General features: G+C 42.7%; 13 protein-coding genes. 7 read left to right on the top strand and 6 right to left on the bottom strand.

Annotated features, from left to right (window positions below; translation table 11 throughout):
* Positions 1 to 247: 247 nt before the first annotated feature.
* Together glmS and HFU86_RS00805 are read left to right on the top strand one after the other, a co-directional pair.
* The gene (gene glmS, locus HFU86_RS00810) at positions 248 to 2,080 is read left to right on the top strand and encodes a glutamine--fructose-6-phosphate transaminase (isomerizing) (RefSeq protein WP_036950619.1); all 1,833 of its coding nucleotides are present in this window, start codon (positions 248 to 250) and stop codon (positions 2,078 to 2,080) included.
* 231 nt (positions 2,081 to 2,311) lie between these two features.
* Positions 2,312 to 3,607 carry an SLC13 family permease gene (locus HFU86_RS00805; RefSeq protein ID WP_187128534.1) on the top strand — a complete coding sequence of 432 codons (1,296 nt, stop codon included), beginning with the start codon at positions 2,312 to 2,314 and terminating at the stop codon, positions 3,605 to 3,607.
* 105 nt (positions 3,608 to 3,712) lie between these two features.
* Here HFU86_RS00805 and ulaG read toward each other — a convergent pair whose 3' ends face one another.
* On the bottom strand, positions 3,713 to 4,780 hold the full coding sequence (gene ulaG / locus HFU86_RS00800; RefSeq protein WP_187128533.1) for an L-ascorbate 6-phosphate lactonase: 1,068 nt from the start codon (positions 4,778 to 4,780) through the stop codon (positions 3,713 to 3,715).
* A gap of 115 nt (positions 4,781 to 4,895) precedes the next feature.
* Positions 4,896 to 5,651 carry an HTH-type transcriptional regulator UlaR gene (gene ulaR, locus HFU86_RS00795; protein ID WP_154599604.1) on the bottom strand — a complete coding sequence of 252 codons (756 nt, stop codon included), beginning with the start codon at positions 5,649 to 5,651 and terminating at the stop codon, positions 4,896 to 4,898.
* Positions 5,652 to 6,078: 427 nt separating this feature from the next.
* Here ulaR and HFU86_RS00790 point away from each other — a divergent pair, with 427 nt between their 5' ends.
* The 3 genes from HFU86_RS00790 to HFU86_RS00780 all read left to right on the top strand — a co-directional run bounded on the left by HFU86_RS00790 (position 6,079) and on the right by HFU86_RS00780 (position 9,080).
* The gene (locus HFU86_RS00790) at positions 6,079 to 7,851 is read left to right on the top strand and encodes a PTS ascorbate-specific subunit IIBC (protein ID WP_187128532.1); all 1,773 of its coding nucleotides are present in this window, start codon (positions 6,079 to 6,081) and stop codon (positions 7,849 to 7,851) included.
* A gap of 66 nt (positions 7,852 to 7,917) precedes the next feature.
* Entirely contained in the window at positions 7,918 to 8,385 is a 468-nt protein-coding gene (locus HFU86_RS00785) for a PTS sugar transporter subunit IIA (protein ID WP_132496982.1), read from the top strand.
* A 50-nt stretch (positions 8,386 to 8,435) separates the two neighbouring features.
* A complete protein-coding gene (locus HFU86_RS00780; RefSeq protein ID WP_132496983.1) occupies positions 8,436 to 9,080 on the top strand; it encodes a 3-keto-L-gulonate-6-phosphate decarboxylase UlaD in 645 nt (214 codons plus the stop codon).
* A gap of 53 nt (positions 9,081 to 9,133) precedes the next feature.
* Here the strand turns inward: HFU86_RS00780 and HFU86_RS00775 are convergent, their stop codons facing one another.
* Complete coding sequence (locus HFU86_RS00775) at positions 9,134 to 10,426, bottom strand: MFS transporter (RefSeq protein WP_187128531.1); 1,293 nt, start codon at positions 10,424 to 10,426, stop codon at positions 9,134 to 9,136.
* A 559-nt stretch (positions 10,427 to 10,985) separates the two neighbouring features.
* Here HFU86_RS00775 and HFU86_RS00770 point away from each other — a divergent pair.
* Complete coding sequence (locus tag HFU86_RS00770) at positions 10,986 to 12,062, top strand: nitrilase-related carbon-nitrogen hydrolase (protein ID WP_187128530.1); 1,077 nt, start codon at positions 10,986 to 10,988, stop codon at positions 12,060 to 12,062.
* Between the two features lie 74 nt (positions 12,063 to 12,136).
* Here HFU86_RS00770 and HFU86_RS00765 read toward each other — a convergent pair whose 3' ends face one another.
* Positions 12,137 to 13,009, bottom strand: coding sequence for a hypothetical protein (locus HFU86_RS00765; protein ID WP_187128529.1), 873 nt, complete (start codon positions 13,007 to 13,009; stop codon positions 12,137 to 12,139).
* Positions 13,010 to 13,078: 69 nt separating this feature from the next.
* Entirely contained in the window at positions 13,079 to 13,618 is a 540-nt protein-coding gene (locus tag HFU86_RS00760) for a TetR/AcrR family transcriptional regulator (RefSeq protein ID WP_132496986.1), read from the bottom strand.
* A 93-nt stretch (positions 13,619 to 13,711) separates the two neighbouring features.
* Here HFU86_RS00760 and HFU86_RS00755 point away from each other — a divergent pair, with 93 nt between their 5' ends.
* Complete coding sequence (locus tag HFU86_RS00755) at positions 13,712 to 15,202, top strand: MFS transporter (RefSeq protein WP_187128528.1); 1,491 nt, start codon at positions 13,712 to 13,714, stop codon at positions 15,200 to 15,202.
* Between the two features lie 231 nt (positions 15,203 to 15,433).
* Here the strand turns inward: HFU86_RS00755 and HFU86_RS00750 are convergent, their stop codons facing one another.
* Positions 15,434 to 16,864, bottom strand: coding sequence for an MFS transporter (locus tag HFU86_RS00750; RefSeq protein WP_187128527.1), 1,431 nt, complete (start codon positions 16,862 to 16,864; stop codon positions 15,434 to 15,436).
* Positions 16,865 to 16,888 lie beyond the last annotated feature (24 nt).

Genomic DNA, 16,888 nt, shown 5'->3' with positions numbered 1-16,888 from the left:
GTAAATATAGAGGAGAGATATTCAAGTCTCTCCTCTGATTAGCTATGAACGAATTAGTTATCTAAGAATTAGCAGTCTAAGCAATGTCGGTCAGTATTTTTTAATATAAAAATCGCTACAAAGTAGCAAACAAACAAAACAATAAAATTCCCCGTTTCTACAAGGCTGGGGAACAGCGAAAGCTGAACAATAATCAGGTTGCGACAATAAGAGGGGGAATAACCCCTTTATTTAGGAATAACTTAATATGTGTGGAATTGTTGGTGCTGTCGCACAACGTGATATCGCGGAAATTCTGTTAGAAGGTCTTCGCCGTTTAGAATACCGTGGCTATGACTCAGCGGGTATGGCGGTGGTTGATCATGAAGGTCATCTGCAACGCTTACGTGAAGTCGGTAAAGTGCAAATGCTGGCGGAAGAAGCCGAAAAGAACCCGGTTTCTGGTGGAACTGGTATCGCGCATACCCGCTGGGCGACTCATGGTATTCCAAGCGAGCGTAACGCTCACCCTCATACCTCGGGTTACATTGCCGTTGTTCATAACGGAATTATTGAGAACTATTTAGAACTGAAAGAAGAGCTGAAAAAACTTGGCTATATCTTTAGTTCAGACACTGACACTGAAGTGATTGCACACCTTGTTCATCATGAACAGCAGCAAGGTGGCACATTGCTGGAAGTGGTTCAGCGCGTGATCCCACAATTACGTGGCGCTTATGGCACCGTAATTATGGATAGCCGCAACCCAGAATTATTAGTCGCAGCACGTTCAGGTAGCCCGTTGGTTATCGGTCTGGGTGTTGGCGAAAACTTCTTAGCTTCTGACCAACTGGCATTATTGCCTGTGACTCGCCGTTTTATCTACTTAGAAGAAGGGGATATTGCGGAAGTTACTCGTCGCACTGTGCGTATTTTTGATAAGCAAGGCGCACCAGTTGAACGTGAGCAAATCGAATCGAATGTTCAATACGATGCAGGTGATAAAGGCGCATACCGCCATTACATGCAAAAAGAGATCTATGAACAGCCAATGGCGATTAAAAACACCCTCGAAGGGCGTTTTAACCAAGATAATGGTATCGACCTTAGCGAGTTAGGTCCAAAAGCCAGCGAAATTCTGTCCAAAGTTGACCATATCCAAATCGTTGCCTGCGGAACCTCGTACAACGCTGGTATGGTTGCGCGTTACTGGTTTGAATCATTGGCGGGTATTCCTTGTGACGTGGAAATTGCGTCTGAATACCGCTACCGTAAACCAGCACACCGTAAAGGTAGCTTGATGATCACCATTTCCCAATCAGGGGAAACGGCAGATACTTTAGCCGCTCTACGCTTGTCTAAAGAACTGGGTTACTTAACGTCCCTGGCGATTTGTAACGTTGGCGCATCTTCATTAGTCCGCGAATCTGAGTTTTCGCTGATGACCAAAGCGGGTGCGGAAATTGGCGTTGCTTCCACCAAAGCATTCACAACCCAGTTAACGGTATTGTTGATGCTGGTGGCATATATGGGACGCCTGAAAGGGGCAAACCCAGAACTGGAAGAGCGTATTGCTCATGCGCTTCACGCACTGCCTGCGCGTATTGAAAGCATGCTGTCTCAAGACAAAGTGATTGAAGCGTTAGCTGAAGATTTCTCAGACAAAAACCACGCACTGTTCTTAGGTCGTGGCGATCAGTTCCCTATCGCCGTTGAAGGCGCACTGAAACTGAAAGAGATTTCGTATATCCATGCTGAAGCGTATGCAGCTGGCGAATTAAAACATGGCCCATTAGCGTTAATTGATGCTGATATGCCAGTTATCATCGTTGCTCCGAACAACGAACTGTTAGAAAAACTGAAATCTAACATTGAAGAAGTTCGCGCACGTGGCGGCTTGCTGTATGTGTTCGCTGACCAAGATGCTGGCTTTGTGGCAAGTGAAAACATGAAAATTGTTCCCCTGCCGCATGTGGAAGAGTTAATCGCACCAATTTTCTACACTGTTCCTCTGCAACTGCTCTCTTACCATGTTGCGTTAATCAAAGGGACTGACGTGGATCAGCCGCGTAACTTGGCAAAATCAGTGACTGTTGAGTAATCTCGCTCTGATTTAAAAATCCAGCCGGTGTTCTGTAAAAGAACACCGGCTTTTTATTGCTTCTCTATTCTTACACTCCATTAAAATTTCCCTGCTGAACTATAACAATCCGATGCTAATTAGTTGCTTTTGCATGCATCTATTCGCTATCAATTTCACGTATACTTAATTTTCTTGATGCAGTATTGAGCAATAATAAACAACAATAAAAATCAGCAGAAGGCGACGTGGATGGCAGAGATAGAATGGTTAAGTGCGGTTGTCATCGCAATCACAATAGGGTTTTGGGCGACAGGAAAACTACCGGAATATTTAGTAGCATTACTGTTTTTAGCAGCAGCGGCATGCTTACATCTAGCGCCAACCAATGTGATTTTCTCGGGGTTCACCTCGGAAGCATTTTGGCTAGTTTTAAGCGGCTTTATTCTCGGGTTTGCCATCAATAAGGTGGGGCTGGCGGAACGGATTGCGCAGCATATCTCAGGACGTTTTACCAAATCCTGGCTCTCATTGATCATTGGTGTGGTGATCCTCGCCTATGGATTGGCATTTATTATGCCGTCGAATATGGGGCGAATTGCATTACTGATGCCGATTGTGATGGCAATAGCAGATAAAGTCGGGCTAGAAAGTGGCAGCCGAGGGCGTATCGGGTTAGCGCTGGCGGTGGGTTTTGGTACCTTCCAACTTTCTGCAACTGTACTGCCAGCGAACGTACCCAACCTCGTCATGGCGGGGGCGATAGAAACCACCTACCACCTTAAACTTTCCTATTTGAATTACCTATTCTTGCACATGCCAATCTTAGGGCTGATTAAAGGCGCAATGGTGGTGCTGTGTATCTATTTTCTGTTTCCTGCCAAATTGCAGCAGGTGGTTGAGCAAAAAAACTTACCGCCGATGAGCCGCGATGAGAAAAAACTCGGTGTTGTGTTGGCGGTCACATTGCTTTTCTGGATCACGGATACCACTCACGGTATTTCACCGGCATGGGTGGGATTAGTCGCGGCATGTTTCTGCTTGCTGCCTAAAGTCGGTTTTGTCACCAATGACGAGTTTGTTAAAGCGGTGAATATCCGCACTTGTATCTATGTGGCAGGGATTTTGAGCCTAGCAACATTGGTGAGTTATTCCAACGTTGGAATGGTGGTTGGTACTTACTTACAAAAGATGCTGCCACTGGATCCAAATAGCCCATTTATGGATTTTGGTAGCTTAGTAGGACTGACTAGCGGCTTAAACTTTGTGGTGACGGCAAACGGCGTTCCAGCACTGTATACCCCGTTAGCAGAATCTCTCTCTAATGCCACGGGCTTACCACTAATTGCGGTTCTCATGGTACAAGTCATCGGTTACTCAACACCCTTATTGCCTTATCAAGCGTCTCCGATTGTTGTCGCGATGGGAATGGGCAAAGTGCCGTTAATGGATGGCGTAAGGCTGTGTCTGATTTTGTTTATTTTGACCTTTTTCGTCTTGGTGCCGCTGGATTATTTCTGGTTTAAATTGCTGGGCGTGATCCCTTAATCACGATTTGGGTGATTAACATAAAGTTAGCGATTTTATAAAGATAATAAAAATCCGGTCAGGAGTATGCCTGACCGGATTTTGTTTTTTTAATCGATAACAATCTTACAAGAAGGCTTTATACGGCAATTCAGGTTCGTTTTTAAAGATATCTTGGAAGCCTCTGAAATGCTGATAATGCATGCGTCCTTTATCAGTTGGGTAGGTATATTTCCCGCCAACTTGCCAGAAGAATGGGGCAAATTTATATTGCAGACGTTCTTTTTTCATATTCCATAACACTTCAATTTCACGAGGGTCATTTTGGAAGTTAGCCCAAATGTCGTGGTGGAATGGAATAACTGTCGTGCAATCTAATGATTCTGCGGCACGCAAAATATCGGAAGAGGTCATTTTGTCGGTGACACCGCGCGGGTTTTCGCCGTAAGAAAGCAGGGCAACATCGATATTGTAGCGATTACCGTGTGCCGCATAGTAGTTGGAATAGTGAGAATCTCCAGAGTGATACAAAGAGCCGCCAGTGGTTTCAATCAAATAGTTCACCGCGCGTTCATCCATACCGTCTAAAATGGCTTTGTCATAGGAAGAAACGCCTTTTGGTAAGGTCACTAGCGCTGTACGGTCGAATGAATCTAAAACGCGAATTTTCATATCGCCGACTTCAATCACATCCCCCACTTTGGCTACAATGCAACTATCTTCCGGTACACCCCAACCTGTCCATAGGTTGACGCAGGCTTGTGGACCAATAAATTTAACGTGGTCTCCGCAGTTTTGTAGCACTGCCGCCGCAACGTTGACATCAATATGATCAGCGTGGTCATGGGATGCCAAAATGGCATCGACATCTTTAATTGCAAATGGGTCGAGCGGAAAAATCGCGGTACGTAAGTTGGGTTGCAGGGCTTCAACACCGCCCATACGCATCATTTGATGCTGCTGATTCATCAGTGGGTTTTTCTGGGTCTTTTTACCTGTGCCACACCAAAAATCGATGGAAATGTTAGTGTTACCTTCGCTTTTCAACCAAATACCTGTACAGCCCAGCCACCACATAGAAAATGTGTTGGGTTCTACGACGGTTTTTTCGATCTCTTCATTGAGCCATGTTCCCCACTCTGGGAATGTGCTTAAAATCCAAGATTCACGGGTAATTTCATTTACTTTACTCATAGCAACACCTTTCCTATCCAGAATTTCAAATGTAAGGGATTAGCGCCTTATTAATGAAAATAAGGCGAAATACAGAATAAATTTGTTAATTCGTTGAATTAGATAGTTAATCTAATTATACAAGGATGACTTGCGTGCCTTGGGCTTCGATGGCTTTGATAATTTTCGGGTCGGCGTTCTTACCAGTGATGAGATAGTCAATTTTTTCGGTAGGGCAAAATAACATGCCCGTTCGGCTTCCGACTTTTGAGCTATCCACAACGACAACCAATTTATCAATACGATCGAGCATCTGTTGCTCCGCGACCGCAGTCAGCATATCTGTTTTGTACAGCCCTGTTTCGGTTAAACCTTTCCCTGAAGTGAACATCCAGTTACCGGCATATCCCATCAATGTGCTTAATGCAGGATTGAGGAAAATACCTTGTGTTCGGTTATATTGCCCGCCAATCAGAACCACATCTTCATGCTCTTCTTCAATCAAGTAGCTGGCGAGAGGGAAATAGTTCGTTACTATCTGAACCCCTTTTCCACACAGTTGCTGTCCTAGCAAAAATGCGGTGGATCCACAGTTGATAACAGCGCTATCTCCCGGTTGGCAAAGTTCTGCCGCTTTCATGGCGATTTGTGACTTTTCTTCATAATGGTCGGTGCTGTTGATATTCAGCGGTGACCATCTGAGTCTTTTTTCTTCAATGCGCTCTGCACCATTACGTATTTTTTTGAGTTTGCCTTGCTCATCCAGCTTGGCGATATCTCGGCGAGCAGTTGCCGGTGAGATATCAAAATGTTTTGTGATAAAAGATACGTTAATGATTTGATTTTCTTTCAATAAAGACAATATTTCATGATGTCTTTGTGTCTCATTCATGTGTAGCGCCTTATTTCTGTATAATCATTTTTCGTCTTTAGTGATGATTATTATAATCACGATTCCATGATAACTTTTGACTCAAAATGATTGAATTTGATTCTATATGATTATAATGAAAATTGTCAACTCACTAAATTCAAAAATTACCCATGCCAATTTAATTCTTTAACTATATGTAAATATTGATTTTTACTATATTTGTTGTGATCAGCTCAACAAATGTAGGGTTTTTTACTGGTCAAAAAGTGTCACTTCAAATAATCATTAATGAGCAAATGGTGATTACTTATGATTACAAAATGTATTTGAGTGATTGAATTGATGAACTGTTTGATTATAGCGTGAGAATGCTTGTCTGTGATCAGGGTAATGTAATTTTAAATAAGATAATAATTCACACTAAATTTGATTTAGGGGTAAAAATATGGATTTTCTGTATGACTCATTCTATATTTTTTACAGCCAAGTGATGACCAAAGCCCCGTTATTACTGGGATTAGTGACATTGATTGGCTACTGGCTTCTAAAGAGAGATGGCACAACCATCCTGAAGGGAACCATAAAAACGATTGTCGGCTTTATGTTAGTGCAAGTTGGAGCCGACACATTAGTCTCCAGCTTCAAACCTGTCATTGCAAAAATGTCAGAATATCATCATCTTACCGGTTCAGTTATCGACCCTTATACCTCAATGATGGCCACCATGGAAACCATGGGGGATAACTATTCATGGGTTGGATATACGGTTCTAATTGCACTGGCGATTAATATTCTTTTGGTGCTTTTCCGCCGTATCACGGGGATCCGAACCATTATGCTGACGGGACATATCATGTTCCAGCAAGCAGGGTTGATCGCGGTATTCTATTTTGTGCTGGGCACCAGCATGTGGGAAACCATTATTTACTCAGCCGTTCTCATGGCGCTGTATTGGGGAATTTCATCCAATATTATGTTCAAGCCAACGGAATCAGTCACGGGTGGGGCAGGGTTTTCAATCGGTCACCAGCAGCAAGTCGCATCATGGGTCGCCACTAAAATTGCCCATAAACTCGGTGATAAAAACGATAGCGTTGATAATCTTAAACTACCGAAATGGTTGCATATTTTCCATGATAGCATCGCGGCCACCGCGATTGTGATGACTGTTTTCTTCGGCATCATTCTTCTTTCCTTTGGGCTAACTAACTTGCAAGAAATGGCAGGGAAAACCCATTGGACTATCTATATTCTCGAAACCGGTTTGAAATTCGCCGTCGCCATCCAGATTATTGTTACCGGCGTGCGGATGTTTGTTGCCGAGCTTTCTGAAGCGTTTAAGGGGATTTCTGAGCGCGTTATTCCTAACGCGGTACTCGCCATTGACTGTGCGGCAATTTACGCCTTCTCTCCTAATGCCATGGTATTCGGCTTTATGTGGGGAGCGTTGGGGCAGTTTACTGCGGTGTTGATTATGTTGGGATTAAGCTCCCCGATCATGATTATTCCTGGCTTTATCCCGATGTTCTTCTCCAACGCGACAATTGGGGTATTTGCCAACCATTTCGGTGGCTGGAAAGCCGTCATGAAAATCTGTTTCGTGATGGGGATCATTGAAGTGGTTGGGTCTGCATGGGCGATTTCATTATTTAGTCAGCAAGGAACGGATTTTAGTGGCTGGATGGGGATGGCTGACTGGGCGTTAGTTTTCCCACCAGTGATGCAGGGGCTTTCCTTCTCCAAATATTTCTTCTTTGTTTTGATTGGGCTGTCGTTTGTTTACATGTACTTTGCGTCGAAAAGATTGCGTGCGGAAGAAGATGCGCAAGCCGCTGCGGAAGCTGAGCCACAAGTAGAGCTGAATGTTGAAAATGCGCCGATTGAACCAACAGAACTGCCTATTTCAACAGGTGCTAGACCCGTCAGTATTCTTGCTGTGTGTGGTAATGGGCAAGGTTCATCGATGATGATGAAAATGAAAATTGCTAAGTACCTTGAAGGTAAAGGTATTCCTCATGTGATGGATTCCTGCGCGGTCTCTGATTACAAATCAAAACTGGCGAATACAGACATTATTGTCTCTTCCAAACATCTCTCTTCTGAAATGGATGCAGGGGAAGGTAAATTTGTACTGGGTGTGCAGAATATGTTGAATCCGAACTCATTCGGCGATGAATTACTGGCAATTATTCATAATAACTTTAGTGAGTCGAAATAAATCCAATAACTAAATTTGTCATGGGGATTCAGTGATGAATTTCCATGACGATAGGAGAGCAATGTCATGGGTTTCAAACAATCTCTAATAGATAACAACTCCATTAAATTACATGCCTCAGCGGATAATTGGCAGGACGCGATTAAGATTGGCACCGATATGCTCATCGCATCTGGGGCGATTTTGCCGGATTACCATGAAGCCATTATTAGCAGCGTCAAAGAGTTAGGTCCTTATATCTGTATTGCACCTAATTTAGCTTTGCCTCATGCGCGCCCAGAAAATGGCGTTTTAAAAACTGCATTTGCCTTGGTGACATTAAAAGAACCGATTGTATTTGATGGGGAAAGTGAGCCTGTGGATGTCCTTATTACGCTCGCGGGAAGTTCTTCTGATGAACATATGGAAGGCTTAATGGAAGTGACTCAAGTACTGGATGATGAAGAGAGCGAAACGGGGATTGATCTCGATAAAATTCGCCGCTGCACCAGCGCAGACGAGGTCTATCAGGTGATTGATGCCGCATTGGCTTAAGCCGTTATTCACCATATACCCGATTTAATCTAAAACACTAGGATAATCAAATGACTAAACCTTTAATTCAAATTGCATTAGACCAAACCAATCTGAAAGATGCGCTGGCGGTTGCTGATAATGTGGAGTCTTTTGTTGATGTGATTGAAATTGGTACTATTTTGGCTTTTGCGGAAGGCATGAATGCAGTTTCAACACTACGTAAAAATCATCCATCACACATTATTGTTTGCGATATGAAAACCACGGATGGCGGTGCGATTTTATCGAAAATGGCGTTCGAAGCCGGCGCGGATTGGATCACGGTTTCGGCAGCGGCGCATATTGCCACTATCACGGCATGTAAAAAAGTGGCGGATGAATTTGGTCGTGAAATCCAAATTGAACTGTATGGTAACTGGACATTAGACGATGCTCAGCGCTGGGTAAATTTAGGGATCAAACAGGCGATTTACCACCGTTCTCGTGATGCTGAGCTCGCTGGCGTGGGCTGGGGACCTGAAGATCTCACCAAAATGCGCCAACTTTCTGATTTAGGTCTCGAACTGTCGATAACGGGCGGGATTGTGCCGGAAGATATTCATCTTTTTGAAGGTATCAAAGCCAAAGCTTTTATTGCTGGGCGTGCATTGGTCGGGGAAAAAGGAAAAGCCACCGCAGAAGCTCTGCGTGAACAAATTGCTCGTTTCTGGTAATTGGCATTAATAAAAATCCCCTCGAAATTACCGAGGGGATTTTGTTTTTGGGTTTATAAGCGTTTACTTGGCAGTAGCATTACGGCAATACCGCCTATTACCGTTACCGCAGAGAACGCGGCAAAGTTCCAACTACTGGCGACCCCAAGGCTGGCAATATAAGCCCCGAACATGGGACCAGACATGGCACCTACACGGGAAATACTCATTGTCCAACCAGTTGCGGAAGCCCGCACACTGGATGGATAGAAATGGGCGACATAGCCCGTCAAAATTAATGGCGCAGAAATACAACCAATCCCCGCGAGGCCCACAAGTAAATAATTCATATAGATATTTTGCTTGAAGACCATCAATCCAATACCCATTGCACCGAGCATAAAGAAGAATGCAACTGTGCCGCGAGCGCCACATTTATCGGCGACTTTTCCGAGGAATAACCCACCTAGAGCAGAAGATAAACTGAACACCACTAAGAAAGTTAAGCTGGAGCCGAGATCATAACCTTCTTTACGCATAATGGATGGCAGCCACGTATTTAAGCCGTAAACGATGAAGCCACCACAGAACAGAGCGACCCAAAAACAGCAGGTTGCTCGCAGGTAATCTTTGGAAAAGATAATCGCGACAACTTCTTTTAAGCTACGGGAAGCCTGTTTTTCTTGCTTCACGGGTTCGTTATAGGTAACTTCAAGTTTCTCCGCCAGTTTTCTCGCTTTTTCGTGTTGCCCTCGGTTATTAAGGTATTCAATAGACTCAGGCAATAGGCGGGACATTGGCCAGATTAATAACAAAGGCAATGACCCGATCATCATGACGCCACGCCAACCAAATTGGCTAAGAATCGCAATCGCCACTAACGCAGCACATAAGATACCCAGAGAGTAGCCTGAGTACATAATGGCATAGTTAAACGACCGTTTTTCAGTTGGTGAATATTCAATAGTGAGAGCCGCGGCTACGGGGATCACGCCCCCAAGTCCAATTCCGCCGATAAAACGCATTAATCCAAAAAACCAAGGTGTTGGCGCTAAAGCGGTGGCTAACATGGTGGACGAAAATAGCGTAACGCAGATTAATAGCATGCGTCGTCGGCCATATAACTCGCTTAACGTTCCGATAATAAAAGCACCAAAGAACATGCCCACGAGGGTATAACTGCTCAAGGCGCCTAATTCAATAGGGGTTAAATTCCACTCTTTATATTCAGAGAGTGTGGGTAAAACTGCACCCATCACCCCCACGTCATAACCTTCAAATAAAATGCTTAGCCAGCAAACCAGCATGACTTTAAAGGTCGTGCGTTTTGAGGAGACAGATGTAATTTCAGATGTTTGTATTGTCATAAATCACTCTCTAATCGTTATTCGACTGATATTTTTTTAATGGCAAGTACATATATTTTTTAAATCTGAAAAGCCGACATTACACTTTACTTTTTTAAGTTAAATCACAATAGATATGTTAATAAAATGTACAATAAATGCAGGAATAGGATATTTATTGCAGTTTTTGTTTTGGGGTTAAATATTAATAAAATTTAAGTTTACTCACGTTCCTTGTTTTTATTTTTAATAATGAAAATGTTTTCCTATATTAATTTTAGGGAGAAATTAAAAACAGCAATAATCTTTTATCTTATTGATACTTGTGGTTTTTAAAATAAAGTAACGCGAGGTTATATTTATAATTAATAAGATAATCACTAGATTGTTAATATGTTTATAGCCTGATTTTTTATTTTAAATATTATCTTCAAATATTGAACAGATTAAGTGTGAATATCCAAAAAGTGTAATTTAATATTTATTTGACATAAATTTAACATGTGAATAATATTCGATGAGTTTGATTTTTGAACAATACCAAATGCAGGTAAATCGAAAATAAAATCGGAGAATTATTATGATAAAGCCATATGGTGTAGTGGGTTTAGTGCCAACAACGTGGGGAATAAAAACGCGTAGCGATATTATGAAAAATATCGACCATCTTGAGGAGCTATCTCACGGTGCGCTGTGGCTATCTTCATTGGATCTCCCTGTTCGTTTACTTGTTCTCCCTGAAGGGGCTTTGCAAGGTTTCAACGATGAAGCACTGGATTTACCGATTGCTGAATTTCTAAAAGATGGCGCTATTGATATTCCAGGCCCTGAGACTGACCGACTGGGTGAATTAGCGAAATCTCAGAATGTGTACATCATGGCGCAGGCAAAAACCCGCGATCCAGATTGGCCGGGTATTATGTTTAACGTTGGGTTTGTTATTGATCCCAAAGGCAACATTATCCTGAAACACCATAAAATGTCCTCTTTGTTGCCGTGTGAACGTTCGGCATCGCCTCATGATCTGTACGATGAGTGGATAAAAAAATATGGGCGTTCATTACAATCTTTCTGGCCAGTGGTTGATACAGAAATTGGTCGATTAGGGGTAATGATGGCCATGGAAGGAAACTTCCCTGAAAACGGTCGTGGCCTGGCATTAAATGGGGCAGAAGTGGTGTACCGTGCTTCATTACCAACGCCATTTACTGAAAATGACCTGTTTGAAATTTCTAACCGCGCCCGTGCGTTGGAAAATAATTTCTATGTTGTGGCGCCGAATATTGGCTCAATGTATATGTTCCCAACCACACAAGCGCCAATTGACTGTGGTGGCGGTCGTTCACTGATTGTGGATTACAAGGGTAAAATTGTGGGTAAACAAGAGGATACTAATGGTTCTACCTATGTTTATGGGGTGATTGATATCGAAGCGATGCGCCATCACCGCGCCAATGCTTCGGTCAGTAATTGGCTGAAAGATATTCGGACTGAATGTGCTCAACTTATTTATGAAACACCAATTTACCCGAAAAATACCTACTTACATGAGGCTCAAGGCAATCATAAACACTACCGAGAAACCATTTTAAATAAGCAAATCGAGAAAATGATTGAACGAAATGTGTTTGTACCGAGTGTATATGATAAGCAATAACGGTCGCGATTAATCAAAAACCAACAGCGTGTATTACGTTGTTGGTTTTTTTAATTCTAAGCTAACGGATATCGTTATTTTCTATAACGCTTATAGATTTCAGTGGTACCGACAGACAGGGTGCGATTTAGCTGTTTAGGCTGCGCAGCAAAATCAGCATCAATTAAAAACAGATTTTTCTGCCTATCTTTTTTTACGTTGCCTTCGGAGCCATGATCAAAAAGAGTGCGCCCCCGGGATTTAACAAAATCAGAAGCCTCCTTACCTTTTATCGATCTCCCATCAATAAATTTAGTGACTAAAATGACATTGCCGTTTTTTAGTGTAGTAGAGCGTGCAAAGTTAATATCTTGATTTACCTCATTTAATACTCTGGCGCAGCGATCGTATTTCGCATATTTATTGTATTTAAAGTTTAAATCGCGATGAGGAATTTTAATCGCAAATTCACCAATGCGATAGGCAGTTCCATATTCCCCCTTACCAAGATAATGACGATTGTCTAAAGTGGTTGTGGGGTATTCAGGACTATTTTTGACTAAACAGGTAGGCCGATGATTAGCACCGAACGAATTATCTTTAAAGGTGATATTAAGACGATGCAACTTTTCTGTAAATTGGTCTATTTCGCTTGGTATCATTTTCGTGATTATAGGCTCAATATGTATATCATTAGGCGCTAAATTCGTATTTTTTTCTATTTTTTGTGGAGAAGGATTCTCTGGTATTGTCAGCTTTACGAAACTTTGATGGGAAGGGATGATTTCTGTATTTTTTGTTTTCTTGGGGCGTTTTAACAATGTGTTAAACAAGCAGGTATTAAACAACCCGTTTACTCTCTCTATAAACCCGTTTTTTTTATTTTTAGGTTTCGCCAAATCGGATTGGTTTTGTTCAATATGTGGTTGCAGTATTTTACCTGTATACTCATGACTTATTTTCTTCATTGAATACTCTCCTTTTTAGATAAAAATATAAAAAAGAGAGTGTTAGATATATCAAAAATGGATTTTCACCTAAACTTTAAACGTGTTTTCGATATCGCTGAATATTGATTGCCATTCTGCATCATCAATATCCATCAAACCAAAATGGCGCAAAATAAAAGTGCCTTCAGTGGCTAAAAATAACAATCTAGCGCGTTTGCCACTTTCGGTTGATAAATCTAAATTAGCAATGCGTTCTCGATACCATTTACGGGTGCTTTCTAAATACTCAGGTGTTTGAAGCAGAGAAGCCATTAATGCGGCACCTTTGGCGATACTGGTTTTATCGTGATCCGCTGTGGCTTTTATGTGGGCAATCACTCGACCTTCAGGACTGTTATCTTGGGCTATTGCTTTACTGAAAATTTCATCATAAGAGTGGCTCCAGCGTTCAAACATGGCATCAATTAAGGCTTCTTTGTTACCAAAGCAGTATTGGACTCCCCCTTTAGAAATCCCCATTGATTTGGCGACTGCATCAATCGTCAGTGCGGTAGCACCTTGATTAATGACAATCTCTTCTGCGGCTTCTAGCACTTTTTCGCGATCGATTGTTCGTTGACGTCCCATTTAAAAAAACCTCTTTTCAATACGTACGTATGGAATTATATTATAGCACGATCATCCATCAAGGTGATCAATTAAACAAGTTGAGAAGATTTTATGATAGCAGATTATAAACGTTGGATTATTCTACTCTTAGTATCGAGTGTTTTATTTCTCATCGTCATTGATGTCACCGTGCTATATACCGCACTGCCTAAGCTCACCCATGATCTAGGTGCAACAGCGTCTGAAAAATTATGGATCATGAATGCTTACCCGCTAGTGGTTGCGGGGCTATTGCCTGCTGCGGGTATGTTAAGTGATAAAGTAGGTCATAAGCGGATGTTTGTGCTTGGGCTGCCTTTATTCGCCTTGGCTTCTCTGTGCGCGGCATTTTCGCCGAGTGCATTGAGCTTAATTTTATCTCGAGGTTTCTTAGCGGTGGGTGCTGCGATTAGTATGCCAGCGACATTAGCCATTGTTCGCCAAGTATTTTTAGATCCGAAAGAGCGGGCACTGGCGATTGGTATTTGGTCTGCAGTGGCATCGGGTGGTGCGGCAATTGGACCATTAGTCGGCGGTGTATTACTTAATCATTTCTGGTGGGGCTCCGTCTTTTTAATCAACGTACCTGTCGTGCTGTTGGTGATCCCATTTGCGCTTTCTTTAATACCAAAAAGTACGAGAAATTCGCAGCAACCGATTGATTATTTAGGCTCTTTGTTTGTCTTGGTGGGGCTGATTGGTTCAATTTACGCCTTGAAAGAACTTGGAAAAGCCAATATTGATTGGTTCACGTTACTCATTGCAGGGGCGATCGGCATTGCCTTCCTGGTTATTTTTAGCCGTCGACAGTTAGCATCAGAATCGCCCATGATTGATTTCAAATTACTTGGCGACCCTCGATTTTTTGCGGGTATTATGATGGCGATTTTATCCATCGTGATTATCGTTGGTGTCGAGCTTTTGCTAAGTCAGCGCTTGCAGTTGGTATTAGGTTATACCCCATTCGAGGCGGCGTTATACATTATTCCGATCCCGATTGCGTCTGTGTTAGCGTCTCCGTTAGCGGGCATGTATCTACATAAAGTCGGCGCTAAGCTAATGATGATTTTAGGATTTATTTGCACATTAGTTGGCGTCATTGGGGTTGCGTGGGTATTCAAAACCTCAACCGGCTTGGTATTACTGTCATTCTTATTCTGTGTTGGATTCGGATTAGGTGCCATTTTTACCACAGCATCAACGACCATCATGTTAAATGCGCCAGATGAAAAAGCAGGAATGGCAGCATCCATTGAAGAAGTGGCTTACGAGCTAGGTAGTGTGCTCGGTGTAACATTTATGGGTGGCTTGATGAGTGCGGTTTATACCGCGAAGCTGGTATTACCAACAGGTTTAACGGTAGCAGACAAAGTCTATGATAGCCTTGATGAAGCGTTAATTGTGGCTGAAGGGTTATCGCAAGATAGTGCAAGTCTCTTAGTGAGTCAGGCGAGTATAGCATTTGATAGCGCATTTATGTCTGTCATGATTGCCACTGTAATCGTGCTGGTGGTGAGTATTTTGGTTCTACCTTTTTTCTTTCGTCAAAAGCGTACTGCCTAACAATATTGTTCAAATAACCTTGTCTAAAAATTAAGAAAAAAGTGCGCCGAATAAAGGCGCACTTTTCATTTAATAGACAAAAAATGATTCACGGGCCTGAGTGTCTATCTCTACGGGAATTTAAAACCAATAAGGAATTTTCGAGAGAAATTTCTAACCCATTATTTTTATTTAAAAAATAATCAACAAAATAGAAAGATGCTCGTGATTGAGCATCCTTCTATGGTCTGATTATTTAACTTTGCGAATTAAAACTGCAGCCAAGAATGGGCTAATAGCAAACAGGGCAAATAACCAGACAGAGGCTTGTTGAGCACCAACTAACCCACCAGGATTAATCAATCCGCTATTATTGACCACCACGCCCACTAATGCCGCAGATAAGGCAGTTGCATACAATTGGATCGTAATCACTGAAGAGGATGCTAAGTTTTCTTCCCCTTTAGGTGCCGCATTAAATACTCGCAGAACTAAATGAGGCCAGCAGATGCCAATTCCTAATCCAACTCCCATCATGGCGAGTAGGTAAAGAATAAATAATGGAATGGAGTTAACTAAATCCAGATTAGGGGTTAGAACCGCTAGAATTATCAGCGATACCAGGATGATAACGGGACCCGCTTTAAGGATGCGTAAAACGATGGCACCCGTTTTATTAGCGCTGAGTAAAGCACCCACCGTCCACCCCGCTGCCATCACGGCAGTTAAATAACCTGCCATCAATGGTGAAAACTGGTGAATGGTTTGCAGGAAGTAAGGCACATAAATTTCGGTGGTCATTCCCCCCACCAGTAAACCCATTGTCAGGAAAATAACCCCAAGCTGAGTTTTTAGGGAGTAAGCCCCTGTGGGGAGTAAACGCTTTCCATTTTTACCATCAATAAGCGCAATGGTGACGAGTAAGGCAATGCCAATAAATAACCCGATAAGATTGCTGAGCAAGCTTTCCGATAAACTGCCAATTGAGATAGCAAGTACGGAAATAACTAACAGTGAAATCGCAAGAATGGGAATTTTTGTTGTTTGCGATTGCTGAGATTTTTTCCCCGGCAATTGGTTGATAACAATTACTGCCAGCACAACCGCCACGGGCAATAAAGCCCAAAAAGCCCAGCGCCAATGACCCCCTTGAGCAAAAATACCGCCAATAGCAGGACCACACAACGTAGCTATCCCCCACATACCGGATATCACCCCCATGGCGCGAGACCACAAGTTTGGCGTGAAGACAATACGGATCAGCGCATAGCTAAGCGCGAATAACATTCCGCCGCCAAGCCCTTGCAAGGCGCGCCCGCCTAATAAGGTGATCATGGACGGTGAGGATGCACACCAGATGGCGCCCAAGGAAAACAGTAACAGAGCGCTAAGGTAGGCAAGTTTAGGTCCTAGGCTGTCCAGTACCTTACTGGATAATGTAGAGCCAATAATGGAGGTTGCCACAAATAACGTGGTGTTCCACGCATAATATTCAAGACCGCCAATATCATTGACGACACTCGGTAAAATCGTGGTGACAATATAAATATTGATAGCATGAAGTGCGACGCCACCTGTGAGGGCTATCGTCAATAATGCATTAGTGCCGCTGAGTAAATCGGCCCATTTTCCTTGAGGTTCGGTGCCTGTTTCATTGAATTCGGTGACAGTTTTGTTGCTCATACGCAGACCTGCTGGACGAAAGAG

Origin of the sequence: Providencia sp. JUb39, from assembly GCF_012272845.1 — a bacterium.
Taxonomy (GTDB): Bacteria; Pseudomonadota; Gammaproteobacteria; order Enterobacterales; family Enterobacteriaceae; genus Providencia; species Providencia lanzhouensis.
This window is presented reverse-complemented; position numbering and strand designations above follow the sequence as displayed.

Bases quoted from the DNA above. Each gene is read 5' to 3' on its own strand.
- HFU86_RS00770 (WP_187128530.1), top strand. From the start codon at position 10,986: ATGATAAAGCCATATGGTGTAGTGGGTTTAGTGCCAACAACGTGGGGA.
- HFU86_RS00750 (WP_187128527.1), bottom strand. From the start codon at position 16,864: ATGAGCAACAAAACTGTCACCGAATTCAATGAAACAGGCACCGAACCT.
- HFU86_RS00805 (WP_187128534.1), top strand. From the start codon at position 2,312: ATGGCAGAGATAGAATGGTTAAGTGCGGTTGTCATCGCAATCACAATA.
- glmS (WP_036950619.1), top strand. From the start codon at position 248: ATGTGTGGAATTGTTGGTGCTGTCGCACAACGTGATATCGCGGAAATT.
- ulaR (WP_154599604.1), bottom strand. From the start codon at position 5,651: ATGAATGAGACACAAAGACATCATGAAATATTGTCTTTATTGAAAGAA.
- HFU86_RS00780 (WP_132496983.1), top strand. From the start codon at position 8,436: ATGACTAAACCTTTAATTCAAATTGCATTAGACCAAACCAATCTGAAA.
- HFU86_RS00790 (WP_187128532.1), top strand. From the start codon at position 6,079: ATGGATTTTCTGTATGACTCATTCTATATTTTTTACAGCCAAGTGATG.
- HFU86_RS00775 (WP_187128531.1), bottom strand. From the start codon at position 10,426: ATGACAATACAAACATCTGAAATTACATCTGTCTCCTCAAAACGCACG.
- ulaG (WP_187128533.1), bottom strand. From the start codon at position 4,780: ATGAGTAAAGTAAATGAAATTACCCGTGAATCTTGGATTTTAAGCACA.
- HFU86_RS00760 (WP_132496986.1), bottom strand. From the start codon at position 13,618: ATGGGACGTCAACGAACAATCGATCGCGAAAAAGTGCTAGAAGCCGCA.
- HFU86_RS00785 (WP_132496982.1), top strand. From the start codon at position 7,918: ATGGGTTTCAAACAATCTCTAATAGATAACAACTCCATTAAATTACAT.
- HFU86_RS00755 (WP_187128528.1), top strand. From the start codon at position 13,712: ATGATAGCAGATTATAAACGTTGGATTATTCTACTCTTAGTATCGAGT.
- HFU86_RS00765 (WP_187128529.1), bottom strand. From the start codon at position 13,009: ATGAAGAAAATAAGTCATGAGTATACAGGTAAAATACTGCAACCACAT.